We start from the raw sequence: 21,153 nt of genomic DNA, 5'->3' as shown, positions 1-21,153 counted from the left end.
GACGAGCGGGAGATCTATGTCCGGGCATTCCAAGTGGGCCACGACCAAGCACAAGAAGGCGGTCATCGACGCCAAGCGTGCCAAGTCGTGGGCCAAGCTGATCAAGAACATCGAGGTCGCGGCCAAGCTCGGCGGCCCCGACCTGCAGGGCAACCCGACCCTCTTCGACGCCGTCCTCAAGGCGAAGAAGACGTCGGTCCCGAAGGACAACATCGACCGCGCGATCAAGCGCGGCGCCGGCATCGGCGGCGAGGCGGTCGAGTACACGTCGATCATGTACGAGGGCTACGCGCCCGGCGGCATCGCGATGCTCATCGAGTGCCTCACCGACAACAAGAACCGCGCGGCCGCCGAGGTGCGCACGGCGATGACGCGCAACGGCGGCAACATGGCCGACCCCGGCAGCGTCGCGTACAACTTCGAGCGCAAGGGCGTCATCGTCGCCTCCTCGGAGGGCGTCAGCGAGGACGACGTCATGCTGGCCGCGCTCGAGGCCGGCGCGCAGGAGATCGAGCCGCACCCCGCCGGATTCGAGATCATCACCGAGGCGAGCGACATGGTCGCCGTCCGCACCGCGCTGCAGGAGGCAGGCATCGAGTACGAGTCGGCCGATGCCGAGTTCGTGCCGAACCTCAAGGTCGAGGTCGACGCCGAGACCGCGCGCAAGGTGTTCCGCCTCATCGACGCGCTCGAGGACAGCGACGACGTGCAGAACGTCTTCACGAACATGGACCTGACGCCCGAGGTGCAGGCCGAGCTCGAGGAAGACGACGAGTGACGACCGGATCCCGGTGAGCGAGGGCGGAGGCGCGAGCCTCCGCCCTCGCTCCGTCCGGGGCGGATGTCGGCGGTGACGGGGAGGATGGACGCATGGGGCGGGCAGACGGCACGGGCAGGCTCGTGTCGGCCGACGGGGCAGACGACAGCGGCACCGGGATCCTGCACGTCGACATGGACGCGTTCTACGCGGCGGTCGAGGTGCTCGACGACCCGACCCTGGCGGGCAAGCCGATCATCATCGGCGCTCCGGATGGCCGCTCGGTCGTCTCGAGCGCGTCGTACGAGGCGCGCCGCTACGGGGTGAGGTCCGCGATGCCCGTGAGCCAGGCCATCCGCCTGTGCCCGCACGCGCTCATCGTGCCACCCCATTTCGACCGCTACCGGGCCGTCTCGGTCCAGGTGATGGAGATCTTCCGCAGCTTCACGCCGCTCGTGGAGCAGCTCTCGATCGACGAGGCGTTCCTCGACGTGCGCGGCGCCCGCCGGCTCTGGGGGAGCCCGGGGCGCATCGCGCAGCTCATCCGCGCGCGCGTGAAGGACGAGGCGGGCATCACGTGCAGCGTCGGCGTCGCCGCGACCAAGCACGTCGCGAAGATGGCATCGACGATCTCGAAGCCCGACGGGATGCTCGTCGTCCCCGGGCACCGGACCCTCGAGTTCCTCGGGGCGCGGCCCGTGCGCGCGATGTGGGGCGTGGGGCCGAAGGCGGCCGAGGTGCTGGAAGGGCGCGGCATCCGGACGATCGCCGATCTGCGCGACACGCCGCTGCCCGTCCTCGCGCGCGCCCTGGGGCAGGCGTCCGCCCACAGGCTGCACGCGCTCGCGCGCGGCGAGGACGCACGAGAGGTCGAGACGACGCGCGTCGAGAAGAGCATCTCGCACGAGGAGACGTTCCACACCGACGTCTCCGACGTCGAGCTGCTCCGAGCCGAGCTGCTGCGCCTCGCCGATCGGGTCGCCGTGCGGCTGCGCCGCGGCGGCGTGGAGGCCGGCGGCGTCGCGATCAAGGTGCGCTTCGCCGACTTCGCGACGATCACGCGCTCCCAGGCGCTGGCCGAGCCGACCGCGCTCGGCCAGCGGATCGGCGAGGTCGCGCGCGAGCTGCTCGGGTCGGTCGAGCTGCGCCAGGCCGTGCGTCTCATCGGCGTCCGCGCCGAGCGCCTCCGCGAGGCGGGCTCGTCGGCCCTCGCCCTGTGGGATGAGGACGCCGACTGGAAGCGCGTGGAGGGCACGCTCGACGACGCCGTGAGCCGTTTCGGCGACGGCGCCGTGACCCGCGCGGCCTTCCTCGGGCGCGCGGAGCGGCATCCGGAGGTGCCGCGCACGCCGCGCCCGCCGGAGGATTCCGACTGACAGGCGCGGCTCGCCCCGGTAGCGTGGGGGACATGCCCAACATCGCCCTCGAAATCGGCAAGATCTCCGCGAACCTCGGCGTCACCGCCGCCTACGGCGAGCCCCAGGAGCTCGACGGCGAGCGCTTCGTCCCCGTCGCGGCGACGTGGACCGGCTTCGGCGGCGGCTCCGACGAGGCCGGCAACGGCGGAGGCGGAGGCGGCGGCTTCTCGGCGCCCGTGGGCGCGTACGTGCGACGCGACGGCGAGCTGCGCTTCGAGCCGAACCTCATCGCGACGCTCGCGGTCGCGATCCCGCTCGTGTGGGTCACCGGCCGCGTGCTCGCCAAGCTCATCCGTGCCCTCAAGAAGTAGCGAGCGCGCCGAGGTCGCGATCACGGAGGCGGCGCACCGCGTGCGCGCGCTCATCGACGCGAGGGCGGCGCGGAGGGTCGTCGTCGACGGCCGCAGCGGCGCCGGGAAGACGACGCTCGCGCGGCTCGTCGTGGAGGCGTGGCCGGGAGCGCAGCTCGTCTCGCTCGACGAGCTCTACCCCGGGTGGGGCGGACTGCGGGAGGGCGCGGCGCTCGCGTGCGCCCTCGTACTGGCTCCGCACGCCGCCGGCTCCGTCGGACGGTACCGGCGCTTCGACTGGACCCTCGGCACGTTCGCGGGCGCCGAGGTCCGTGTCGATCCGGATCGGCCCCTCGTCGTGGAGGGGTGCGGCGCGCTCACACCCGCCTCCGCAGAGGTCGCGGATGCGAGCGTCTGGCTCGATGCCGAGGCCGCGCTGCGTCGCGAGCGCGCTCTCGCGCGCGACGGCGACGGCTTCGCGCCCTACTGGGACATGTGGGCTGCGCAGGAGGACGCGCACATCGTGAGCGAGGCGCCCGAGGCGCGCGCGGATCTCGCCCTCCTGACCCGCTGATCAGGGGCACGCGCATCCCGCTCGGATGTCGGTGGTGGGGTTGATGATGGGGGTGTGACGAGCAGGAAGCCGCGGTTTGTGGATCCGCTGTCGTGGGATGCGACGGTGGAGGAGCGGTGGGTGCGGGTGAGGGGGCCCGATCAGGCGCCGTCGGCGGCCTGGAGCAGTCCGTCGAGACGGTAGCCGAGCCAGTCGTAGAGGGCGAAGCGCGGGTCCTCGTCGTCGTGATCCTCCGCGCTCTCGATGCCGAGTCGGCTCGCGAGCACGAGGCGCACGGCGGCGAGCGTCCGCAGCCATGCCTCGAGCGCGTCGCCGGCGATGGACACGTCGACAGGGGAGAGCGCGTCTTCGAGCGGCGCCTCCTCGATCGCGGAGAGGTCGCGCAGAACGGTCGCCGCGTCCTGTGAGCGGCGGCCGAGGAGGTCTCCGCGCGTGACGCTGCGGAAGTCGTCCGCCGCGTCGGGATCGTCCGGGTACGCGTCGGGGGTGAGGCGCTCGAGCGCCGGGTCCGCCGCCGTCGGCGTGCTCTCGACGAGGGTCGCGAACTGCCTCACGAGGTCGCGGAGATGCGCGGCCTCGATGCGCGTCAGGGTGAGGATCACGAGTCGTTCGGTCATGGGGTGCGGTGTCCTCACATCGGCGCTCTGCGGACGGTCGCCCACAGTCCGTAGTCGTGCATGGCCTGGGCGTGCAGCTCCATCTGCTCGCGCGCGCCCTCGGCGACGACGGCGTGCCCCTCGTTGTGGACGGCGAGCATGAGACGCGTGGCGTGCTCCTCGTCGTAGCCGAAGTACTCACGGAAGACGCGGACCACGTAGCTCATGAGGTTGACGGGGTCGTCCCACACGACGGTCTGCCACGGGGTCGCGTGCGCGGGTGCCTCGACGCGATCCAGCTCCTCCTCGACCGCCGTCGACGCGAAGACCGTGTGCGCGGGGGTCATGCCCACCCCAGCTCATGGAGACGCTCATCGTCGATGCCGTAGAAGTGCGCGATCTCGTGCACGAGGGTCGTGTGGACCTCGTCGCGCAGCTCGCTCTCGGTCTCGCATCGCGCGAGATGGGATTCCCGGTAGACGATGATGCGGTCGGGAAGCTCGCCCATGCCGTACCGGCCGCGCTCGGTGAGGGCGAGGCCGTCGTACAGCCCGAGGAGGTCCTCACCGTCCTCGGAGCGGTCCTCGACGACGAAGATCACGTTGTCGAGGCCGTCGACCATCTCATCGGGGAGCTGATCGAGCTCATCCACGACGAGCGCCTCGAAGGCGTCGGCATCCATGTCCATCATCGGCTTCCGAGTCTAGTCGGGTGCGCATCGCGGGCGGCGGCCGCGGAAAAGACACGAGGCCCGGCAGCTCCCCTTGCGGGAACCCCGGGCCTCGTGCGGGCTGGGGTGGCTAACCGGGCTTGAACCGGCGACCCCCTGGACCACAACCAGGTGCTCTACCAACTGAGCTATAGCCACCATGTCTCCCCGGCCTGCCGGGGCAACTTCTCTATTCTGTCATACGTTCGGAGCGAATGACGACACGACGCGGGTCGCGATGTCGCGCGCCTCGTCGGAGGTGGGTCCGGGCTCGGCGACGAAGACCGCACGACGGTAGTACTCGAGCTCGCGGATCGACTCGAGGATGTCGGCCAGCGCGCGGTGCCCGCCGTCCTTTCCGGGCGCCTGGAAGTAGGCGCGGGGGTACCAGCGTCGCGAGAGCTCCTTGACGCTGGACACATCGACGTTGCGGTAGTGCAGGTGGCTGTCGACGCTCGGCATGTACCGGGCCAGGAACATCCGATCCGTCCCGATCGTGTTGCCCGCGAGGGGCGCCTTCCGCTCGAGCGGCACGAACCGGCGGATGTACTCGAGGGACTGCCGCTCCGCCTCCTCGAGGGAGACGCCGTGGGGGATCTCGTCGAGCAGGCCGGAGCTGCGGTGCATCTCCGTCACGAAGTCGCCCATGTGGTCGAGGGCGGCCTGCGAGGGCTTGATGACGACCTGGAATCCCGGGTCGAGGATGCGGAGCTCGAAGTCGGTCACGACGATCGCGATCTCCACGAGCTCGTCGACCGTGAGGTCGAGACCCGTCATCTCGCAGTCGATCCAGACGAGCCGGTCGTTCTCGGAGGCGCCTACCATCCCCCCAGCCTATCGAGGGGGTGGGACGTCGCCGTATCGGCCCCCCAGGCACGACTCGAACGTGCGACCTGCGAATTAGAAGTTCGTTGCTCTATCCACTGAGCTACTGGGGGCGGTGCCCTCAGGTTACCGGGTTCGCCTCGGCGGATCATCTCGGACCCCACCAGCCGCGGGTGGCCCTGTCAAGGTCTGGCTTCTCGGCGGCGGGCGACGTACCGTCGTCGACAGGGGGACCAGCGGAGGGAGTCGAGGATGACGATGACGCAGACGAGTCGCCTGTGGGTGGCGCACGGCGCCGTGGGAGCGGTCGGTTCGATCAGGGAGGTCGACGGCAGCTTCGAGGTCCGGATGGTCGGAGTCGACGAGCCCGTCGGCACGTACCCGGAGCTGGAGATCGCCAAGCGCGCGCTGCACGCTCACCTCAAGCCGGGCGCCGAGCGCCCGGAGTTCCGGCGCCACTGACGCGCCGGGTCACCGCGCCGCCCGCGCGGCCGGGACGCTCTCGACCGCGCGGGAGCCGCTCTCGCGCGCGCCCGGAGCGAGGAGGCGCATCGCGAGATGCACGGCAGGGCCGATGCCGAGCGCGAAGACGATCGTGCCCACGCCGACCGTGCCGCCCAGCACCCATCCGAGCGCGAGCACCGTCAGCTCGACGCTGGCGCGGGACCGCCAGACCGGCCATCCGGTCCGCCGGCTGAGTCCCGTCATGAGGCCGTCGCGCGGGCCGGCGCCGAGAGCGGCGCCGAGGTAGATGCCGGAGGCGATCGCCACGAGGGCGATGCCCGCGAGAAGGGCGAGCACGCGCAGGAGCGCATGGTCGATGGACGGGAGCAGATCGAGGGTGATCTGCATGCACGTGCCCACGAGGAGCACGTTGAGCACGGTTCCGATGCCGGGACGCTGGCGCAGCGGGATCCACGCGAGGAGGATCAGCGCGCCGAGCGCGTTCGTCACCCACCCGACGCCGAGGCCCGTGCGCAGCGAGATCCCCTCCGCGAGCACGGTCCAGGGGTCCACGCCCAGGCCGGCGGCGACGGTGAGGGCGCATCCGACCCCGTAGAGAGGCAGGCCCACGAGAAGCCGGGCGAGGCGAACGGTGAGAGTGTGGCGTGCGGGCGGCATGCCCTCCATGCCACCCGAGAAGTGGACTGCTTGCAAGATGCCAATCCTGCTACGGTGGTCCGCATGATGGACTCACGGCTCAGCGCGAGGGCGCTGAGCGACCGCCTCGGCCCGTGGCGGACGCGCGAGCCCGCGTACGAGGCGCTCGCCGACGCCATCCGCCTTCTCTGCCTCGACAACCGGATCGCGCCGCGGACGGCCCTGCCGGCCGAGCGCGAGCTCGCGGCACGTCTCGGGGTCAGCCGGACCACGGTCGCGGCGGCGTACCGCAGTCTGCGAGAGAGCAGGCACATCGAGAGCATCCGCGGCTCCGGCAGTGTGACCCTGGCGCTCGGGCGGCGGGATCTGGGCCGTGCGAGCGACGTCGATGGTGCGCTCGATCTGCAGCAGGCGAGCCCTGCCGCGTGGCCGGGGCTGCCCGCCGTGTACGCCGAGGCCGCCGCCGACGCCCCGCGCCTCGTCGCACGCTCGGGCTACGAGATGCACGGCCTGCGGAGTCTCCGTGCCGCGCTCGCGGATCGGTACACCGCGCGCGGGCTCCCCACCTCCGCCGAGCAGATCATGGTGGTCAACGGCGCGCAGAGCGCGATCGCCCTCACTGCCCGGCTGCTCGTGTCGCGCGGCGACCGCGTGATCATCGAGACGCCCACCTACCCGCACGCCGCCGAATGCTATGCCGCCGCGGGCGCGCGGCTGGTGGGCATTCCCGTGACGCCGGGCTCCGGCTGGGACCTCGACCGGGCCGAAGACGCGTTCCGCCGCGCCGCCCCCGTCATGGCGTATCTGATGCCCGACTTCCACAACCCCACGGGCGAGTCGATGTCGCGCGACGAGATCGCCCACATCGCCGGCGTGGCACGGGACTCGGGAACGGTGCTCGTCATCGACGAGACGACGGCGGAGCTCGACATCGATCGGGGCGGGGCTGCCGTGCCGTTCGCCGCTGCCGCTCCGTCGGGCGCGGAGATCATCACTGTCGGGTCGACCGGCAAGACGGTGTGGGGAGGACTGCGCGTCGGCTGGATCCGAGCGGACGAGGACACGATCCGTCGGCTTCTCGCGGCGCGCCCCGTCGGCGACCTGGGCACCCCCGACTTCGAGCAGTCCGTCGTCGAACGGCTCATCCCGCTCATGCCCGAGATCGTCGCTCAGCGCGCGGAGTCGCTTCGCGCGGGGCGCGACGCGCTCGTCTCCGCGCTCTCCGAGCGGCTCCCGGAGTGGCGCGTGCACGCCGCACAGGGCGGTGTCGCCCTGTGGGTCGAGCTCGGGCTCGCGCGCAGCTCCGCGCTCGTGCTCGCCGCGCGCCGTCGCGGACTGCTTCTCTCGGCGGGCCCGCGCTTCTCGGTGGGCGGCGGTCACGAGCGTCATCTGCGCATCCCCTTCACGGCCGCGCCCGAGGTGCTCGAGCGGGGTGCCGGCATCCTCGAGGAGGCGTGGGCGGAGGTCGTCGACGAGCCGACCGCGGCGCTCGCCGAGCGGATGTCGGACGCGCTCGTGTGACGCTCACCGAGACAGCAGGAGCGTCTCCACGGCCTCATCGGGCGTCCAGAACTCGCCGATCGGAAGCAGGGCGCCCGACGCGGGGTGGAAGCGCTCCGCGCGGTACCGCATTCCGAGCTCCGACTCGACGGCGCGCAGGTGGCCTGCGACCCGCTCGTCGAGGCCGACGACACGCCAGAGGGATGCTCCCGCTCGCGTGAGGCGCGCCCGTGCACGCGCCAGGCGCGGCGTCGCGAGGGGAATGGCGATGAGAGCGGCGGCGTTCGACATCAGTGCTCCTTCCGTGTCCTCTGCGACGATAGGAGGGGGCACCGACATCCGTTCTGAGGAGTGCACATGACAGAGACGTTCGTCGTCGCGGGAGGCTGCTTCTGGTGCCTCGACGCCGCATATCGCGCCCTGAGGGGCGTCGAGTCCGTGGTGTCGGGCTACACGGGAGGGCAGCGTCCGCACCCGACCTACGAGCAGGTGTGCACGGGCGCGACCGGTCACGCCGAGGCGGTGAAGATCTCGTTCGATCCCGAGGTGATCGCGCCCGACGTCATCCTGGACGCGTTCTTCACGATGCACGACCCCCGCCAGCTGAACCATCAGGGCGCCGATCGCGGCACGCAGTACCGCAGCGCGATGTTCTATGCCGACGAGGAGCAGAAGGCCCTCTTCGCGGCCGCGCGGGAGCGGGCTGCCGAGATCTGGGATGCTCCCATCGGGGAGGAGGAGGGCACGATCGTGACCCGCCTCGAGCCCCTGGGCGAGTTCTACGACGCCGAGGACTACCACCAGGACTTCTTCGCGAAGAACCCGACGCAGGGGTACTGCCTCGCGGTCGCCGTTCCGAAGGTGAACAAGGTGCGCGCGCGCTTCGCGGAGTACGCCGTCTGACGCCGAGCCCCTCCGACGCCGTGTGCACAGCGGCGCGGAGGGGCTCTGCGCATCCACAGATGCGCTGGTCCTGCTCCGCCGGCAGGAGGGAGCCGCTGTCCTGGTGAGATCACGCCGGGGACAGCCCCCGGCAGGAGGGATCGCCATGAAGGACCAGATCGCCGTCGTCGGGAACATCGCGACCGACCCGACGTCGAGCACGCTGCCATCCGGGACCGCTGCCCTGAGCTTCCGGCTCGCGACGAATCATCGGCGCTTCGACCGGGAGAAGGACACGTACGTCGAGGAGGCGGCGAACTTCTACTCGGTGAGCGCGTATCGGTCGCTCGCCGCCAACGGCGCCCTGTCGCTCGCGAAGGGCATGCGGGTGGTCGTCTGCGGCCGGCTGCGCGTCCGCTCCTGGGAGAACGACAGAGGCAAGGGCACGGGGATCGAGATCATCGCCGACGCGATCGGCATAGACCTCCAGTTCGCGACGGCCAGCGTGTCGCGCAACAGCTTCGCGGGCAGCGACAGCCGCGGACAGCGGGACACACGCGACGACAGCGCCGTCGATGAGGCCTCGTCCGATGCCGCCTGGGAGGTCGTCACCGTTCCGGAGGGAGAGCCCGCGGCGACGCCGTTCTGAGCGTCAGCGCGCGGTGTCGACGGGCTCGAGGGTCTGCGCGGGAACGACCCCCACGTCGACGATGTCGCGGTCGCCGAGGGGCGCGTTCAGCTCGAGCGCGAACGGGGTGGCCGGGTTGCTCTGACAGGTCCAGGCCTCGGCGGTCTCATCCGGTCGGACTCCGATGACGATCTCGACCGACTCCTCCGTCTCGATGAGGCTCGCGAGCTCGACACGGCCCTCGGCGTCCTCGCCGCCATGACAGGCGAGCTCCGTCACGAGCAGGTGCACGGTCGTGTCCGAGGGAGCCGGCGGCTGCTCGGGGTCCAGAGCGATGGCGGCCGCGTTCAGCTCGCCCGCGTCTGCGCGCGGCGCGCACGGGCCCGACGATGCGACGGTCCACTCGGCGGGCCGGTCGGATCCCGCCTCGTGCCAGAGCAGGGTGACCTGCTCGAAGGCGGGTGCCGAGCCCTCGGCATCGGCACGCGGATGGAGAAGGGCGATCTGACGGTCGTCCGCGCTCGCGACCAGCCAGGTCTCGGGCGCCTCGGCCGCAGCGACCGGCATGCCCGCATCGTCGGCCGCGGATTGCACGGCCTCGCGGACGCGCTCATCGGCGCGGGAGAGGGGGACGGGCTTCACGAGCGCGTCGGACGAGAACGAGAGGCCACCGCAGCGGAGCGTCTGGCCCGGCTCGACGTCGTGGGCCGGGATGGTCGCCGACGGCGACGGGTCGCCGTCCGCATCGGGGCCCGGCCGGGCTCCCGGCGTCGCGCAGCCGGAGAGGAGGACGGCGCACGCGACCGCCGCGGCCCATCCGCCGGCCGTGCGGCCTCCTCGGCGGTGGGGAATCCCCATGGTCGTCATCTCGCGGTCGGGGGTGCGCATGTCGGCCTCCAGCATCGTCGTCGGCGTGCAACTCTCACTGTCGGGTGTCCGCGAACCGGAGGATCGTCTCAGAACCCGTGCGAGGCTCTCGGTCCGCTGAGGGAGCGGCCCCTAGACTGGATGCCAAATGGCTGAATACATCTATCAAATGGTGCGCGCCCGCAAGTCGGTGGGCGACAAGCTCATCCTCGACGACGTCACGATGGCGTTCCTGCCCGGTGCCAAGATCGGCATGGTGGGCCCCAACGGCGCCGGCAAGTCGACGATCCTCAAGATCATGGCGGGGCTCGATCAGCCGTCGAACGGCGACGCGACCCTGACCCCCGGGTACTCCGTCGGCATCCTCATGCAGGAGCCCGAGCTCGACGAGTCGAAGACCGTGATCGAGAACATCCAGGACGGCATCGCGATCAAGGCGAAGCTCGACCGGTTCAACGAGATCTCGGGCCTCATGGCCGAGCCCGACGCTGACTTCGACGCGCTTCTCGCCGAGATGGGCGCGCTGCAGGAGGAGATCGACGCCGCGGACGGCTGGGACCTCGACTCCCAGCTCGAGCAGGCCATGGACGCTCTCCGCACGCCGCCTGCCGATGCCGCCATCGCGCCGCTCTCCGGCGGTGAGAAGCGCCGCGTCGCGCTCGCCAAGCTCCTGCTGCAGAAGCCCGACCTCCTGCTCCTCGACGAGCCCACGAACCACCTCGACGCCGAGAGCGTGCTGTGGCTCGAGCAGCACCTGCAGTCCTACAAGGGCGCCGTGATCGCGATCACCCACGACCGGTACTTCCTCGACCATGTCGCGGAGTGGATCGCCGAGGTCGACCGCGGGCGTCTCTATCCGTACGAGGGCAACTACTCCACCTACCTCGAGAAGAAGGCAGAGCGCCTCGAGGTGCAGGGCAAGAAGGACGCCAAGCTCCAGAAGCGCCTCAAGGAGGAGCTGGAGTGGGTCCGCTCGAACGCGAAGGGCCGCCAGGCGAAGTCGAAGGCGCGTCTCGCGCGCTACGAGGAGATGGCGAACGAGGCCGAGCGCACGCGGAAGCTCGACTTCGAGGAGATCCAGATCCCCGCCGGCCCGCGTCTGGGCAACGTCGTGATCGAGGCGAAGAACCTGCAGAAGGGCTTCGACGGGCGCACGCTCATCGACGGCCTCAGCTTCAGCCTCCCGCCGAACGGCATCGTCGGCGTCATCGGCCCGAACGGCGTCGGCAAGACGACGCTCTTCAAGACGATCGTGGGCCTCGAGCCGCTCGACGGCGGTGACCTCAAGATCGGCGAGACGGTGAAGATCAGCTACGTCGACCAGTCGCGCGCGAACATCGACCCGGAGAAGACGCTCTGGGAGGTCGTCTCGGACGGGCTCGACTACATCACGGTCGGCAAGACCGAGATCCCCTCGCGCGCCTACGTGTCGAAGTTCGGCTTCAAGGGCCCCGACCAGCAGAAGAAGGCCGGCGTCCTCTCGGGCGGCGAGCGGAACCGACTCAACCTCGCGCTCACGCTCAAGGAGGGCGGCAACCTGCTCCTCCTCGACGAGCCGACGAACGACCTCGACGTCGAGACGCTCGGCTCGCTCGAGAACGCGCTGCTCGAGTTCCCCGGCTGCGCCGTCGTGATCACCCACGACCGGTGGTTCCTCGACCGCATCGCCACGCACATCCTCGCGTACGAGGGCACCGACGAGAACCCGGCCAACTGGCACTGGTTCGAGGGCAACTTCGAGGCGTACGAGGCGAACAAGATCGACCGGCTCGGTCCGGACGCCGCGCGCCCGCACCGCACGACGCACCGCAAGCTCACGCGCGACTGAGCGGCGTCGCGCCGACACGACGAAGCCGCCCCGGGTTCTCCCGGGGCGGCTTCGTCGTGGGTGTCCGTCAGTCGGCGACGATCGTGTCGAAGGCGTCGGGGTGCTCCTCGAGCCATGCGTCGACGGCCTCCGCCTCCTTGCCCTCGCCGAACTCGTTCACGACGAGGTCCTCGAGCGAGCCGTATTCGGCGTCGTCGAGCTGGATGCCGGCGATGAGCTCCGCCGCCTCCGGGAACTCCTCCGCGAAGCCGGCGGTGCCGAGGAAGTGCAGCGCCTCGGGGTCGCCCATCGCGCCCTTCGGGTCCTCGAGGTCCTTGATGTCGTAGGCGTCGTTCGCCCAGAACGGACGCCACAGCGTGACCGCGATGTCCTCCTGCGCGTCGATGGCGCTGCCGAGCTCGGTCAGCATGGCCGCGGTCGACGACGTCACGAGCTCGTAGTCGGCATCGAGGCCGTACTCGGGCATCATGACCTCCTGCGTCTGCTTGGTCAGGCCCGCGCCGGGCTCGATGCCGTAGATCTTTCCGTCGAAGCGGTCGGCCTGACCCGCGAGGTCCTCGATCGAGCTCACGTCGTCCATGTAGGTCGGCACCGCGATCGTGAGCTTCGCGTTGTCGTAGTAGGCGCCGAGATCCTCGATGTCGTCGCCGTACTGCTCCATGTAGTCGCGGTGCGTGAGCTCGGGCCAGGCGGAGGGGTAGATGTCCACGTCGCCCTGCGCGAGTCCGGCGTACAGCGGGCCGGCCTCGGTGAGCGTCTGCATCTCGACCGTGTAGCCGAGCTTCTCGAGCTGATCCTGGAGCAGGTAGGCCGTGCTGAGGCCATCCGTCCAGGCGGGCAGGAAGCCGAGCGTGATCGTGCCCTTGTCTCCCTCGCCTGCGCCGGCGGCGTCGCCGTCGCCGCTCGCACAGCCCGCGAGGGCCAGGGCCGTGGTGGCGCCGAGGGCCAGGACGGCCGTGATGCGTCGCTTCGTCATGTTCGTGTTCCTTCTCTCGTTGCGTGTGATGTCGTGCGTTTCGGATGGTCGATGGGTGCGGATGGTCATGGCGTGGGCACGGCGGTGCGGGCGTCGGGGGCATGCGCGATCGCGGCCTCGTCCGATGTCGCCGCGCGCTGCGCGGCGCGTCGCCGCGACACGAGGCCCAGAAGCGAGGACGGGTACTCGCTCGGCGTGCCGAGGGCCGCGGTGAAGCGATCGAGGAACACGGCGAGCAGGACGACGCCGAGCCCGGCCTCGACTCCCTGACCGGTGTTGACGGTGGAGATCGCCTGCACGACCATCTTCCCGAGGCCGTCGGCTCCCGCCATCCCGGCGATCACGGCCATCGAGAGCGCGAGCATGATCACCTGGTTGACCCCGGCCATGATGGTCGGCATCGCGAGCGGGAGCTGGACGCCTCGCAGGATCTGCCCGGGTGTCGCGCCGAACGCGTGCCCGGCCTCGACCGTCTCGGCGTCGACGCCGCGGATTCCGAGCTCGGTGAGGCGCACGCCGGGAGGGAGAGCGAAGATCACGGTCGCGACGAGGCCGGGGACGACGCCGATGCTGAAGAAGACGATCGCGGGGATGAGGTACACCATCGCCGGCATCGTCTGCATGAAGTCGAGCACGGGCTTGAGGACGGCGCGGACGGCATCGCTGCGCGCCGACCAGATGCCGAGCGGCACGCCGATCAGGACCGCGACGAACGCGGCGACGACCACGAGCGCGAGCGTCTGCATCGCGGGCTCCCAGAGGTCCATGCCGACGATCACGGCGAACGAGATCGCCGTGCCGACCGCGAGCTGCCACGAGCGGACGAGCCACGCGAGGAGCGCGGCGACCGCGATCGTGAGGGGGAAGGGCGTCCCGACGAGCGCGTCGGTGAGGCCGTCCACGAGGGTGCGCACGACGAGCGCGACGACGTCGAGGAGGCCCTCGAGGTTGTCCTTGGCCCAGTCGACGGCGGCGGAGACCGCGTCGCCGATCGGGAGGCGGAACCCGTCCATCAGCGCACCTCCTCGGAGTCGGCGGCGGCCGCCGCGGCGGCATCGGCCTCCGCGAGCACCTGGTCGATCACGGTCGAGGGAATGGGCGGCTGGAGCACGGTGATCTCCTCGGTGGATCCGGGGCCGGGCCCGAGGGCGGCGAGCAGGGTGACACGGGGGATGACGCCCACGAGGCGACCCGTGTCATCGGTCACCGCGAGCGGGAGCGGCGACTCGACGGCGGGCACGAACAGGTCCATCAGGACGTCGTCCTGGCTCACGGCCTGCGGAACCGGCTTCAGGATCGACGCGAGCGCGCTCTCGCCGCGGCGGATGAGCTTCATCGCGTCGCGGTCGGTGATCATCCCGGCGAGGCGACGATCGCGGCCGACGACATAGGCGGCCGACATGTAGGCGTCGCGCATCGTGCGCAGCGCCGTGCGCGGGCCGGCGCCCTCGGCGACGACGGGGCGAGGGCGCTCCATGACATTGCCGGCGGTCAGCACGCGGGCACGATCGACGTCCTGGACGAACTGCTCGACGTAGTCGTTCGCGGGGTCGGTGAGGATGTCCTCCGGCGTGCCGATCTGGACGATGCGGCCGTCGCGCATCACCGCGATGCGGTCGCCCAGGTACATGGCCTCATTGAGATCGTGCGTGATGAAGACGATCGTCTTCTGCAGGCGCTGCTGCAGCTCGATGAGCTGGTCCTGCATCTCCCGGCGGATGAGCGGGTCCAGGGCGCTGAACGCCTCGTCCATGAGCAGGATGTCGGTGTCGGCGGCCAGAGCGCGCGCGATGCCGACCCGCTGCTGCATCCCTCCGGAGAGCTCGGCGGGGAGCTTGTCGCCCCATCCCTCGAGGCCCACCATGGCGAGGATCTCGGTCGCCTTCGCCTCGCGAGAGCGGCGGTCGACGCCCTTGAGCTCGAGCGGGTACGCGACGTTCGCGGCCACCGTGCGATGGGGGAGCAGGGCGAAGTGCTGGAACACCATCGAGACGTGCTCGCGCCGGGTCGCGCGCAGCCGACTCGCCGGGATCCCCGCGATCGGCTCCCCGTTCACGGTGATCGTCCCGGCGGTGATGTCGTGCAGGCCGTTGAGCATGCGGATGAGCGTCGACTTGCCGGAGCCGGAGAGCCCCATCACGACGAAGATCTCGCCGCGGCGGACCTCGAAGGAGGCGTCGATCACGGCCGCCGTGGCGCCGTCGAGCTCATCGCGCGGGGTTCCGGCGCGCAGCCGCTCGACGGCGTCGTGCGGTCGGCGCCCGAAGACCTTGTAGAGGCCCTCCGCGCGCAGGGCGATGGAAGTGTCGTTCTCGGTCACGTGTCCCCTGTGCCGAGCGCGGAGACTCAGGGCAGCGCGATCCGCGTTCGGTCATCGGTTGCGGTCCGGGCAGGCGACGGGCCGGGCACGAGGCTCCTGGCGCAGTCGTCCGGGTTGACGACTGGATCGTCTGCCATACGCATGCCGCGACATGGCGGCATCCGCGGTCCTGGGCGGAACACCCCGGTCGTGTCGGACGCGTCGCCGGCGGTGTGAGGCGCGTCCCGCGCTGCGGCAGGACGACCTCGGTCACCCTAGCAAGCCGGTCGGCGGCGCCGCGGGCGCGCTCCCACGTCGACCGCTCCGCCGCGATCCGCGTGATCATGCGGAAGGACGGGGTATCGTCGGACGAGGATGACCGGTCGCGACCGTGACCGTATCGTTATCGGCCGCGGTCCGTCCGGGCCGGAGAGGAGCCCGATGACCCGCGTGCACGTGCCCATCCAGCTGCGCTGGGGCGACCTCGACGCCTTCGGCCATGTCAACAACGCCTCGATGCTGCGCCTGCTCGAGGAGGCCCGGTGCCGCGCGTTCTTCCGCGCTGAGGACTCCGACGACGACATCCCGCCGACCGCCGTGTTCGATCCCGAGGTCCTCGGGTCGCCCACGGGGGTCGTGACGCTGATCGCGCGGCAGAGCATCGAGTACCTGCGGCCCGTGCCGTACCGTCACCGCCCGCTCGACGTGCAGCTCTGGCTCGGGCGCATCGGCGGGTCGAGCATCGACGTCTGCTACGAGGTGCACAGCGCGGTCGGCGAGGAGGAGCGCGTCGTGTACGCGCGAGCCGACGCCGTCGTCGTGCTCGTCGACATCGCGACCGGCCGACCGGTCCGGCTCACCCCCGAGATGCGCGCCGCATGGGAGCCGTTCCTGGAGGAGCCGGTGGCCTTCACCCGTCGGTGACGGAGACGACCGGCCCTGCGGATGAGAGACTGGAAGACGCCCTCCTCCACCCCTGCAGGGAGCCATCCATGCCAGACGTCACGCCCGCACCCGTCCGCGAGGACGTCCGCGCGGACTTCCCCGGGATCTCGGGGCGCCCCGACCGCGTGTACCTCGACTCGGCCGCGACGTCGCAGCGTCCGGAGGCCGTGATCTCCGCCGAGGCCGACTTCGCGCGCCACGACTACGCGGCCGTGCACCGGGGATCGAGCCTCGCGACCGGCGAGGCGACGTTCGCCTTCGAGACCGCGCGCGAGCGCGTCGCGGCGTTCGTCGGCGCGGGGGAGCGCGAGGTCGTCTGGACCGAGAACGCCACCGACGCGCTCAACATGGTCGCGCTCGGGATCGCGGACGCGTCGGCCGGCCTCGGCGGAGAGCGCTTCGCGCTGCGCGCCGGCGACGAGATCCTCGTCACCGAGGCCGAGCACCATGCCGACCTCATCCCGTGGCAGCGGCTCGCGCGCCGGACGGGCGCGACGCTGCGCTGGGTGCCGGTCGACGACCGCGGCCTCTGGACGATCGACGACCTGCGCGCGCAGCTGACCGCGCGGACCAGGGTCGTCGCGTTCGCGCACGTGTCGAACGTCACCGGGATGATCGCGCCGGCGGCCGAGATCGCGTCGCTCGCGCGTGACGTCGGCGCGCTCAGCGTGCTCGACGCGTGCCAGTCGGCGCCGCATCTGCCGCTCGACCTGGGCGCGCTCGGAGTCGACTTCGCGGCGTTCTCGGGGCACAAGATGCTCGGCCCGAACGGGATCGGGGTGCTGTACGGGCGCGCCGAGCTCCTCGACGAGCTGCCCCCCGCACGCACGGGCGGCTCCACGATCACGACCGTCACGATGGAGGACGCCGAGTTCCTTCCCGCACCGCAGCGCTTCGAGGCCGGCACCCAGCCCGTCACGCAGGTCGTGGGCCTGGGAGCAGCCGTCGACTACCTCGCGGGCATCGGGATGGACGCCGTGCACGCGCATGAGGCGCAGCTCGCCGGCGAGCTCGTCGACGCCGTCGCGTCGGTTCCCGGTGTGCGGCTCGTCGGCCCCGAGCCCGGAGCCGAGCGCGCCGCGCTCGCGAGCTTCATCGTCGACGGCGTGCACGCGCACGACGTCGGCCAGTTCCTCGACGACCGCGGCATCACGGTGCGGACGGGGCACCACTGCGCCCAGCCGCTGCACCGTCGTCTCGGGGTCGCGGCGACGACGCGCGCGAGCGCCTATCTCTACACGACGTCGGACGAGATCGCGGCGCTGCGAGACGCGCTGCGCGAGGTCCGCGGGTTCTTCGGAGCGGACCGATGAGCGCAGACCTGCAGAGCCTGTACCAGGAGCTGATCCTGGACCACGCGCGCGATCCCGAGGGCAAGGGCGACCCGACGGCGCTCGACTACACGCACCACGAGCTCAACCCGTCGTGCGGAGACGAGATCACGGTCGGCGTGAGCCTCGACGACGACGACGCGATCGCCTCGATCGTGTGGGATGGCCACGGCTGCTCGATCTCGATGGCCTCGGCGTCGATCATGACGGGGCTGCTCGAGCACGCCACGCGCGAGGAGGCGCTCGCGCGCATCGACGAGTTCCGGACCATGCTGCGCTCGCGCGGGTCGATCGCGCCGTCCGAGGCGCTCGGCGATGCCGCGGCCCTGCAGGGCGTCGCGAAGTACGTCATGCGCATCAAGTGCGCCATGCTCGGCTGGGTCGCCCTCGAAGCCGATCTCAGGCAGGCGGGCTGACTGCGTCGGACGTCGGCACGCGGAGCATGATCTCCTGCGCGACCGACGCGACGAGCGCACCGTCGCGCGTGTAGAGGCGGCCGAACGCGAGACCGCGGCCGCCCTGTGCTCCCGGCGACTCCTGCACGTAGAGCAGCCACTCGTCGGCGCGCGCCGGCCGATGCCACCACATCGCGTGGTCGAGGCTCGCGACCTTCAGTCCGGTCGTCGACCACGCGACGCCCGCGCCGCGCATCGACGGCTCCTGGATCGTGTAGTCGCTGAGATAGGCGAGAGCGGCCTGATGGAGCAGGCGGCTGTCGCCGATCGGGCGCCGCACGCGCGTCCAGACGGCCTGCGTCGGTCGAGCGCCGCCCGTCGGCTCCACGAGGAGGCTTCCCTCGACGTGCCGCACCTCGATCGGATTCGCCGCGAGAAGACGCTGCGAGTGCGGATGGCGGTCGAGCTCCCGGAGCGGATCGGGCAGGTCCTCGGGCGCGGGGACCTCGGGCATCGGCAGCTGGTGCTCGACGCCCTCGTCCTCGTCCTGGAAGGAGAGGATGCCCGAGAAGATCGGCACGCCGTCCTGATATCCCTGCACGCGCCGGCGGGCGAAGGATCGTCCGTCGTGGATGCGGTCGACGCCGAAGGTGATGTCCTTGCGCATGTCGCCCGGCCGCAGGAAGTAGCCGTGGAGCGAGTGCACGTGGCGGTCGTCGGCGATCGTGCGCGCGGCGGCGGACACGACCTGCGAGAGCACCTGGCCGCCGAACACGCGCCCGCTCGGCATGAAGTGCGAGCGGCCGAGGAAGATGTCCTCGTGCGTGCGGGCCTCCATCCGCTCGAGCTCGATCACGTCGAGCATCGTCTGGACGGGGTCGTCGGTCCGTGCGTCGATGGTCACTCGGGTCTCCGTTCGCCGCTCCGCCCGCGCCTCGTGAGCGCGAGCGCACGCAGCCGAGGCGTGCCTTGCTAGTTTAGAGCGGGTGACCGCTCGCCTCGTGCTCGCCGACGACCAGACCGCCCGCGATGCGCTGACCTTCGCCGGTCGCGCTTCCCGCATCGGGGACGAGGGCGTGCGGCTGCAGGCGTCGGAGGGTGTCCTCGTCATGTCCTCGGCCGCGCTGGCGCCTCAGGGACTGCTCGACCGCACGCCGACCGTCCTCGCGATGCGGGTCCTGCGAGCCGATCCCGAGCTGCAGTGCGACCTCACCGTGGCGTCGCTCACGGAGACCGAGGACCCCCGCGCCCTCGCGCTGCCCGACACCGCGCTCGCGCCCGCGTGGGCAGGGGTGTCGCCGCCTCGCGGCGGCTGGACCCGCACGGGCGGCATCGCCGCCGCGTCGCTCGCGAGCCGCGCGCAGTGGGGCATCGCCGCGGTCGCGCACGCGCTCCCGGATCAGCCGGGGGAGGACGTCGTCCGCCAGGTGCGCGGCAGCGTCTGGGGCGAGCCGGACGAGGAGCTCGGCGGTCTGCCGCGGGGCGTCGCGTTCGCCGCGTTCTCGTTCGGGTTCATCGGCGGCGAGGAGGAGGCGCGCGTGTCGACCGCGGGCCGGTGGACCCGCGTGACGCTCGAGCGCGGTCACATCCTCACCCGCGGGCCCGCGGCGGTCGGCCTCACGCCGGTTCGGGAGACGGGCGCGCGCTGAGCCGGGAGCGCTGACCCGTCAGCGTCCGGGCTGGGGCTCGAACGTGTTCACCATGGCGTGCGCGGCGCGCTCGAGGTAGTCCCAGAGCGTCGCCTCGTGGACGGGCGACAGGCCGAGCTCGTCGACGGCTGCGCGCATGTGGGCCAGCCATCGGTCGCGCGCCTCGGGGTCGATGTGGAACCCGACGTGCCGCATGCGCAGGCGCGGGTGGCCCCGGGTCTCGCTGTACGTCGTCGGACCGCCCCAGTACTGCTCGAGGAAGAGCAGCAGGCGCTCCTCGGCGGGGCCCAGGTCCTCCTCGGGGTACATCGGCTTCAGCACCTCGTCGTCCGCGACGCCGCGGTAGAAGGCGGCGACGAGCCTCTGGAACGTCGGGCGCCCGCCGACCTGCTCGTAGAACGTCCCCACGCCGAGGGGGCGCAGGCTCTTCGGCTCGCTCACGTGTCGGCTCCCTCTTCCTCGTCCTGTCCGCCCTCCTGGCGCCCCGCGGGCGCCGTCTGGCTCTTCTCGTCACGCGGTCGCGGTCGCCACGTCGGCCTCTCGGGGAGCTCGCTCGTGATCGTCGGCGGATTCGCCCCGCGCACGCGGAGGGCGCCCTCCGCGCCCTCGAGCGTCGCGCGGGCGATGCCCGTGACGTCGATGCCCTCGGTGAGGAGGACCGCGCGCAGGCGCTCGCGCAGCTCGCGCGCGACGTCGTCCTTCGCGGTCGGCTTGGCCTTGATCACGAGGCGGACGACGAGCGTCTCGCCCTCGAGCGACTCGAGGCCCCAGACCTCCGGCTCGCCGATGACGCGCGAGCGCCAGCGCGGATCGTGCGCGAGTCCGAGCGAGGTGTCGGCGATGAGGCTCTCGACATCCTCGATCACGATGTCCTTCGGGAGGGTCAGGTCGAGGACGACCCGCGACCATCCCTGGGTCATGTTGCCGATGCGCGTGATCTCGCCGTTGCGGACGTACCAGAGCACCCCGTTGACGTCGCGGACGTGCGTGATGCGCACGCTGACGAACTCCACGACACCGGTCGCGAGGCCGAGGTCGACGACGTCGCCGATGCCGATCTGGTCCTCCGCGACGATGAAGATGCCGTTGAGGACGTCCTTGACGATGTTCTGCGCGCCGAAGCCGAGGCCCGCGCCGACAGCGGCGGTGAGCAGCGAGAGCGACGCCAGCACGTCCGGCACGAGGATCGAGGCCACGAGGACGAGCGCGACGACGACCATCGCGATGTTGACGACGTTCGTGAGGATCGAGCCGAGCGTGCGCGTGCGCTGCACGACGCGCACGGATGCGAGCGGCGACCGCTCGAGCGCGCGCGTGTCGTCGACCTTCGCCTTGCTCTTCGCGCCCTCGACGATGCGCTTCACGACGCGTCGGATGACGAGGCGGAGGATCCACGCGACGATCACGCACGCCGCGACGGCGATGGCGGCCCGCACGAGGAGCCAGCCGAACTGCCCCAGCTCGACGAGGCGCTCCTGCCACCAGCTGAGGTCGGTCACGTCCGCTGTCTCGGTCTTCATCATCACCTCGATCGTACGGCGCGAGCCCCGGTGGATCCTCTGGATCGCACCGGGGCTCGCTGT

The 21,153-nt window shown here is 71.3% G+C and carries 26 protein-coding genes and 2 tRNA genes; 13 read left to right on the top strand and 15 right to left on the bottom strand.

What is annotated here, in order from left to right:
• Positions 1 to 16: 16 nt before the first annotated feature.
• The 4 genes from PKE79_RS02420 to PKE79_RS02405 all read left to right on the top strand — a co-directional run bounded on the left by PKE79_RS02420 (position 17) and on the right by PKE79_RS02405 (position 3,039).
• Entirely contained in the window at positions 17 to 778 is a 762-nt protein-coding gene (locus PKE79_RS02420) for a YebC/PmpR family DNA-binding transcriptional regulator (protein ID WP_271172058.1), read from the top strand.
• A 92-nt stretch (positions 779 to 870) separates the two neighbouring features.
• A complete protein-coding gene (dinB, locus tag PKE79_RS02415; protein WP_271172057.1) occupies positions 871 to 2,133 on the top strand; it encodes a DNA polymerase IV in 1,263 nt (420 codons plus the stop codon).
• A gap of 32 nt (positions 2,134 to 2,165) precedes the next feature.
• A complete protein-coding gene (locus tag PKE79_RS02410) occupies positions 2,166 to 2,486 on the top strand; it encodes a hypothetical protein (protein ID WP_271172056.1) in 321 nt (106 codons plus the stop codon).
• The gene (locus PKE79_RS02405; RefSeq protein ID WP_271172055.1) at positions 2,470 to 3,039 is read left to right on the top strand and encodes a nucleoside/nucleotide kinase family protein; all 570 of its coding nucleotides are present in this window, start codon (positions 2,470 to 2,472) and stop codon (positions 3,037 to 3,039) included. The genes PKE79_RS02410 and PKE79_RS02405 overlap by 17 nt, the downstream gene beginning before the upstream one ends.
• 140 nt (positions 3,040 to 3,179) lie before the next feature.
• Here PKE79_RS02405 and PKE79_RS02400 read toward each other — a convergent pair whose 3' ends face one another.
• The 6 genes from PKE79_RS02400 to PKE79_RS02375 form a co-directional block, all read right to left on the bottom strand.
• Positions 3,180 to 3,656, bottom strand: coding sequence for a DUF2017 family protein (locus PKE79_RS02400; RefSeq protein WP_271172054.1), 477 nt, complete (start codon positions 3,654 to 3,656; stop codon positions 3,180 to 3,182).
• 14 nt (positions 3,657 to 3,670) lie between these two features.
• Positions 3,671 to 3,988: an ATP-dependent Clp protease adapter ClpS gene (gene clpS / locus PKE79_RS02395; RefSeq protein WP_374727731.1), complete on the bottom strand. Its 318-nt coding sequence runs from the start codon at positions 3,986 to 3,988 to the stop codon at positions 3,671 to 3,673.
• Positions 3,979 to 4,326 carry a metallopeptidase family protein gene (locus tag PKE79_RS02390; RefSeq protein ID WP_271172052.1) on the bottom strand — a complete coding sequence of 116 codons (348 nt, stop codon included), beginning with the start codon at positions 4,324 to 4,326 and terminating at the stop codon, positions 3,979 to 3,981. The genes clpS and PKE79_RS02390 overlap by 10 nt, the downstream gene beginning before the upstream one ends.
• A gap of 101 nt (positions 4,327 to 4,427) precedes the next feature.
• A tRNA-His gene (locus tag PKE79_RS02385) sits at positions 4,428 to 4,503 on the bottom strand.
• Positions 4,504 to 4,542: 39 nt separating this feature from the next.
• On the bottom strand, positions 4,543 to 5,169 hold the full coding sequence (gene orn, locus PKE79_RS02380) for an oligoribonuclease (RefSeq protein WP_271172051.1): 627 nt from the start codon (positions 5,167 to 5,169) through the stop codon (positions 4,543 to 4,545).
• A gap of 40 nt (positions 5,170 to 5,209) precedes the next feature.
• Positions 5,210 to 5,282 (bottom strand) — tRNA-Arg (locus tag PKE79_RS02375).
• Between the two features lie 145 nt (positions 5,283 to 5,427).
• On the opposite strand from PKE79_RS02375, the gene PKE79_RS02370 reads away from it, so the two are divergent.
• A complete protein-coding gene (locus PKE79_RS02370; RefSeq protein WP_309299956.1) occupies positions 5,428 to 5,631 on the top strand; it encodes a methyltransferase in 204 nt (67 codons plus the stop codon).
• 9 nt (positions 5,632 to 5,640) lie between these two features.
• Here the strand turns inward: PKE79_RS02370 and yczE are convergent, their stop codons facing one another.
• Complete coding sequence (gene yczE, locus PKE79_RS02365; protein ID WP_309299955.1) at positions 5,641 to 6,327, bottom strand: membrane protein YczE; 687 nt, start codon at positions 6,325 to 6,327, stop codon at positions 5,641 to 5,643.
• A 30-nt stretch (positions 6,328 to 6,357) separates the two neighbouring features.
• Here yczE and yczR point away from each other — a divergent pair, with 30 nt between their 5' ends.
• A complete protein-coding gene (gene yczR, locus PKE79_RS02360; protein WP_271172190.1) occupies positions 6,358 to 7,791 on the top strand; it encodes a MocR-like transcription factor YczR in 1,434 nt (477 codons plus the stop codon).
• Positions 7,792 to 7,794: 3 nt separating this feature from the next.
• Here the strand turns inward: yczR and PKE79_RS02355 are convergent, their stop codons facing one another.
• Positions 7,795 to 8,061 carry a hypothetical protein gene (locus PKE79_RS02355; protein ID WP_271172049.1) on the bottom strand — a complete coding sequence of 89 codons (267 nt, stop codon included), beginning with the start codon at positions 8,059 to 8,061 and terminating at the stop codon, positions 7,795 to 7,797.
• Between the two features lie 66 nt (positions 8,062 to 8,127).
• On the opposite strand from PKE79_RS02355, the gene msrA reads away from it, so the two are divergent.
• The gene (msrA, locus tag PKE79_RS02350) at positions 8,128 to 8,673 is read left to right on the top strand and encodes a peptide-methionine (S)-S-oxide reductase MsrA (protein ID WP_271172048.1); all 546 of its coding nucleotides are present in this window, start codon (positions 8,128 to 8,130) and stop codon (positions 8,671 to 8,673) included.
• Between the two features lie 145 nt (positions 8,674 to 8,818).
• On the top strand, positions 8,819 to 9,301 hold the full coding sequence (gene ssb, locus PKE79_RS02345; protein WP_271172047.1) for a single-stranded DNA-binding protein: 483 nt from the start codon (positions 8,819 to 8,821) through the stop codon (positions 9,299 to 9,301).
• Positions 9,302 to 9,304: 3 nt separating this feature from the next.
• Here the strand turns inward: ssb and PKE79_RS02340 are convergent, their stop codons facing one another.
• Positions 9,305 to 10,168, bottom strand: coding sequence for a hypothetical protein (locus PKE79_RS02340; RefSeq protein ID WP_271172046.1), 864 nt, complete (start codon positions 10,166 to 10,168; stop codon positions 9,305 to 9,307).
• Between the two features lie 127 nt (positions 10,169 to 10,295).
• On the opposite strand from PKE79_RS02340, the gene ettA reads away from it, so the two are divergent.
• Positions 10,296 to 11,975 (top strand): energy-dependent translational throttle protein EttA, encoded by a 1,680-nt coding sequence (ettA, locus tag PKE79_RS02335; RefSeq protein WP_271172045.1) that lies wholly within the window; start codon positions 10,296 to 10,298, stop codon positions 11,973 to 11,975.
• 67 nt (positions 11,976 to 12,042) lie between these two features.
• Here the strand turns inward: ettA and PKE79_RS02330 are convergent, their stop codons facing one another.
• The 3 genes from PKE79_RS02330 to PKE79_RS02320 form a co-directional block, all read right to left on the bottom strand.
• Complete coding sequence (locus PKE79_RS02330; protein WP_271172044.1) at positions 12,043 to 12,951, bottom strand: glycine betaine ABC transporter substrate-binding protein; 909 nt, start codon at positions 12,949 to 12,951, stop codon at positions 12,043 to 12,045.
• A 65-nt stretch (positions 12,952 to 13,016) separates the two neighbouring features.
• The gene (locus tag PKE79_RS02325; protein WP_271172043.1) at positions 13,017 to 13,964 is read right to left on the bottom strand and encodes an ABC transporter permease; all 948 of its coding nucleotides are present in this window, start codon (positions 13,962 to 13,964) and stop codon (positions 13,017 to 13,019) included.
• Positions 13,964 to 15,271, bottom strand: coding sequence for a quaternary amine ABC transporter ATP-binding protein (locus PKE79_RS02320; protein WP_271172042.1), 1,308 nt, complete (start codon positions 15,269 to 15,271; stop codon positions 13,964 to 13,966). Before PKE79_RS02320 ends, PKE79_RS02325 begins: the two co-directional genes overlap by 1 nt.
• Positions 15,272 to 15,691: 420 nt before the next feature.
• Between PKE79_RS02320 and PKE79_RS02315 the strand changes: the two genes are divergently transcribed.
• The 3 genes from PKE79_RS02315 to sufU all read left to right on the top strand — a co-directional run bounded on the left by PKE79_RS02315 (position 15,692) and on the right by sufU (position 17,942).
• The gene (locus tag PKE79_RS02315; RefSeq protein WP_271172041.1) at positions 15,692 to 16,174 is read left to right on the top strand and encodes an acyl-CoA thioesterase; all 483 of its coding nucleotides are present in this window, start codon (positions 15,692 to 15,694) and stop codon (positions 16,172 to 16,174) included.
• A 68-nt stretch (positions 16,175 to 16,242) separates the two neighbouring features.
• A complete protein-coding gene (locus tag PKE79_RS02310) occupies positions 16,243 to 17,508 on the top strand; it encodes a SufS family cysteine desulfurase (protein ID WP_271172040.1) in 1,266 nt (421 codons plus the stop codon).
• Positions 17,505 to 17,942, top strand: coding sequence for a Fe-S cluster assembly sulfur transfer protein SufU (sufU, locus tag PKE79_RS02305; protein WP_271172039.1), 438 nt, complete (start codon positions 17,505 to 17,507; stop codon positions 17,940 to 17,942). The genes PKE79_RS02310 and sufU overlap by 4 nt, the downstream gene beginning before the upstream one ends.
• Here the strand turns inward: sufU and PKE79_RS02300 are convergent.
• Positions 17,926 to 18,786 carry an acyl-CoA thioesterase gene (locus tag PKE79_RS02300; protein WP_271172189.1) on the bottom strand — a complete coding sequence of 287 codons (861 nt, stop codon included), beginning with the start codon at positions 18,784 to 18,786 and terminating at the stop codon, positions 17,926 to 17,928. The two genes, sufU and PKE79_RS02300, sit on opposite strands and share 17 nt — an antisense overlap.
• Before the next feature lie 121 nt (positions 18,787 to 18,907).
• Here PKE79_RS02300 and PKE79_RS02295 point away from each other — a divergent pair, with 121 nt between their 5' ends.
• Positions 18,908 to 19,570 carry a DUF8185 domain-containing protein gene (locus PKE79_RS02295; protein WP_271172038.1) on the top strand — a complete coding sequence of 221 codons (663 nt, stop codon included), beginning with the start codon at positions 18,908 to 18,910 and terminating at the stop codon, positions 19,568 to 19,570.
• An 18-nt stretch (positions 19,571 to 19,588) separates the two neighbouring features.
• On the opposite strand, the gene PKE79_RS02290 is transcribed toward PKE79_RS02295, so the two are convergent.
• Positions 19,589 to 20,011, bottom strand: a complete 423-nt coding sequence (locus tag PKE79_RS02290) for a globin (RefSeq protein ID WP_271172037.1) — start codon at positions 20,009 to 20,011, stop codon at positions 19,589 to 19,591.
• Positions 20,008 to 21,093, bottom strand: a complete 1,086-nt coding sequence (locus tag PKE79_RS02285; protein WP_271172036.1) for a mechanosensitive ion channel family protein — start codon at positions 21,091 to 21,093, stop codon at positions 20,008 to 20,010. Before PKE79_RS02285 ends, PKE79_RS02290 begins: the two co-directional genes overlap by 4 nt.
• Positions 21,094 to 21,153: the final 60 nt, after the last annotated feature.

The organism is Microbacterium barkeri, from assembly GCF_027921765.1.
GTDB lineage: Bacteria > Actinomycetota > Actinomycetes > Actinomycetales > Microbacteriaceae > Microbacterium > Microbacterium barkeri.
Note: the sequence above shows the minus strand (reverse complement) of the source record. Positions and strands in the feature narration are given on the sequence as shown.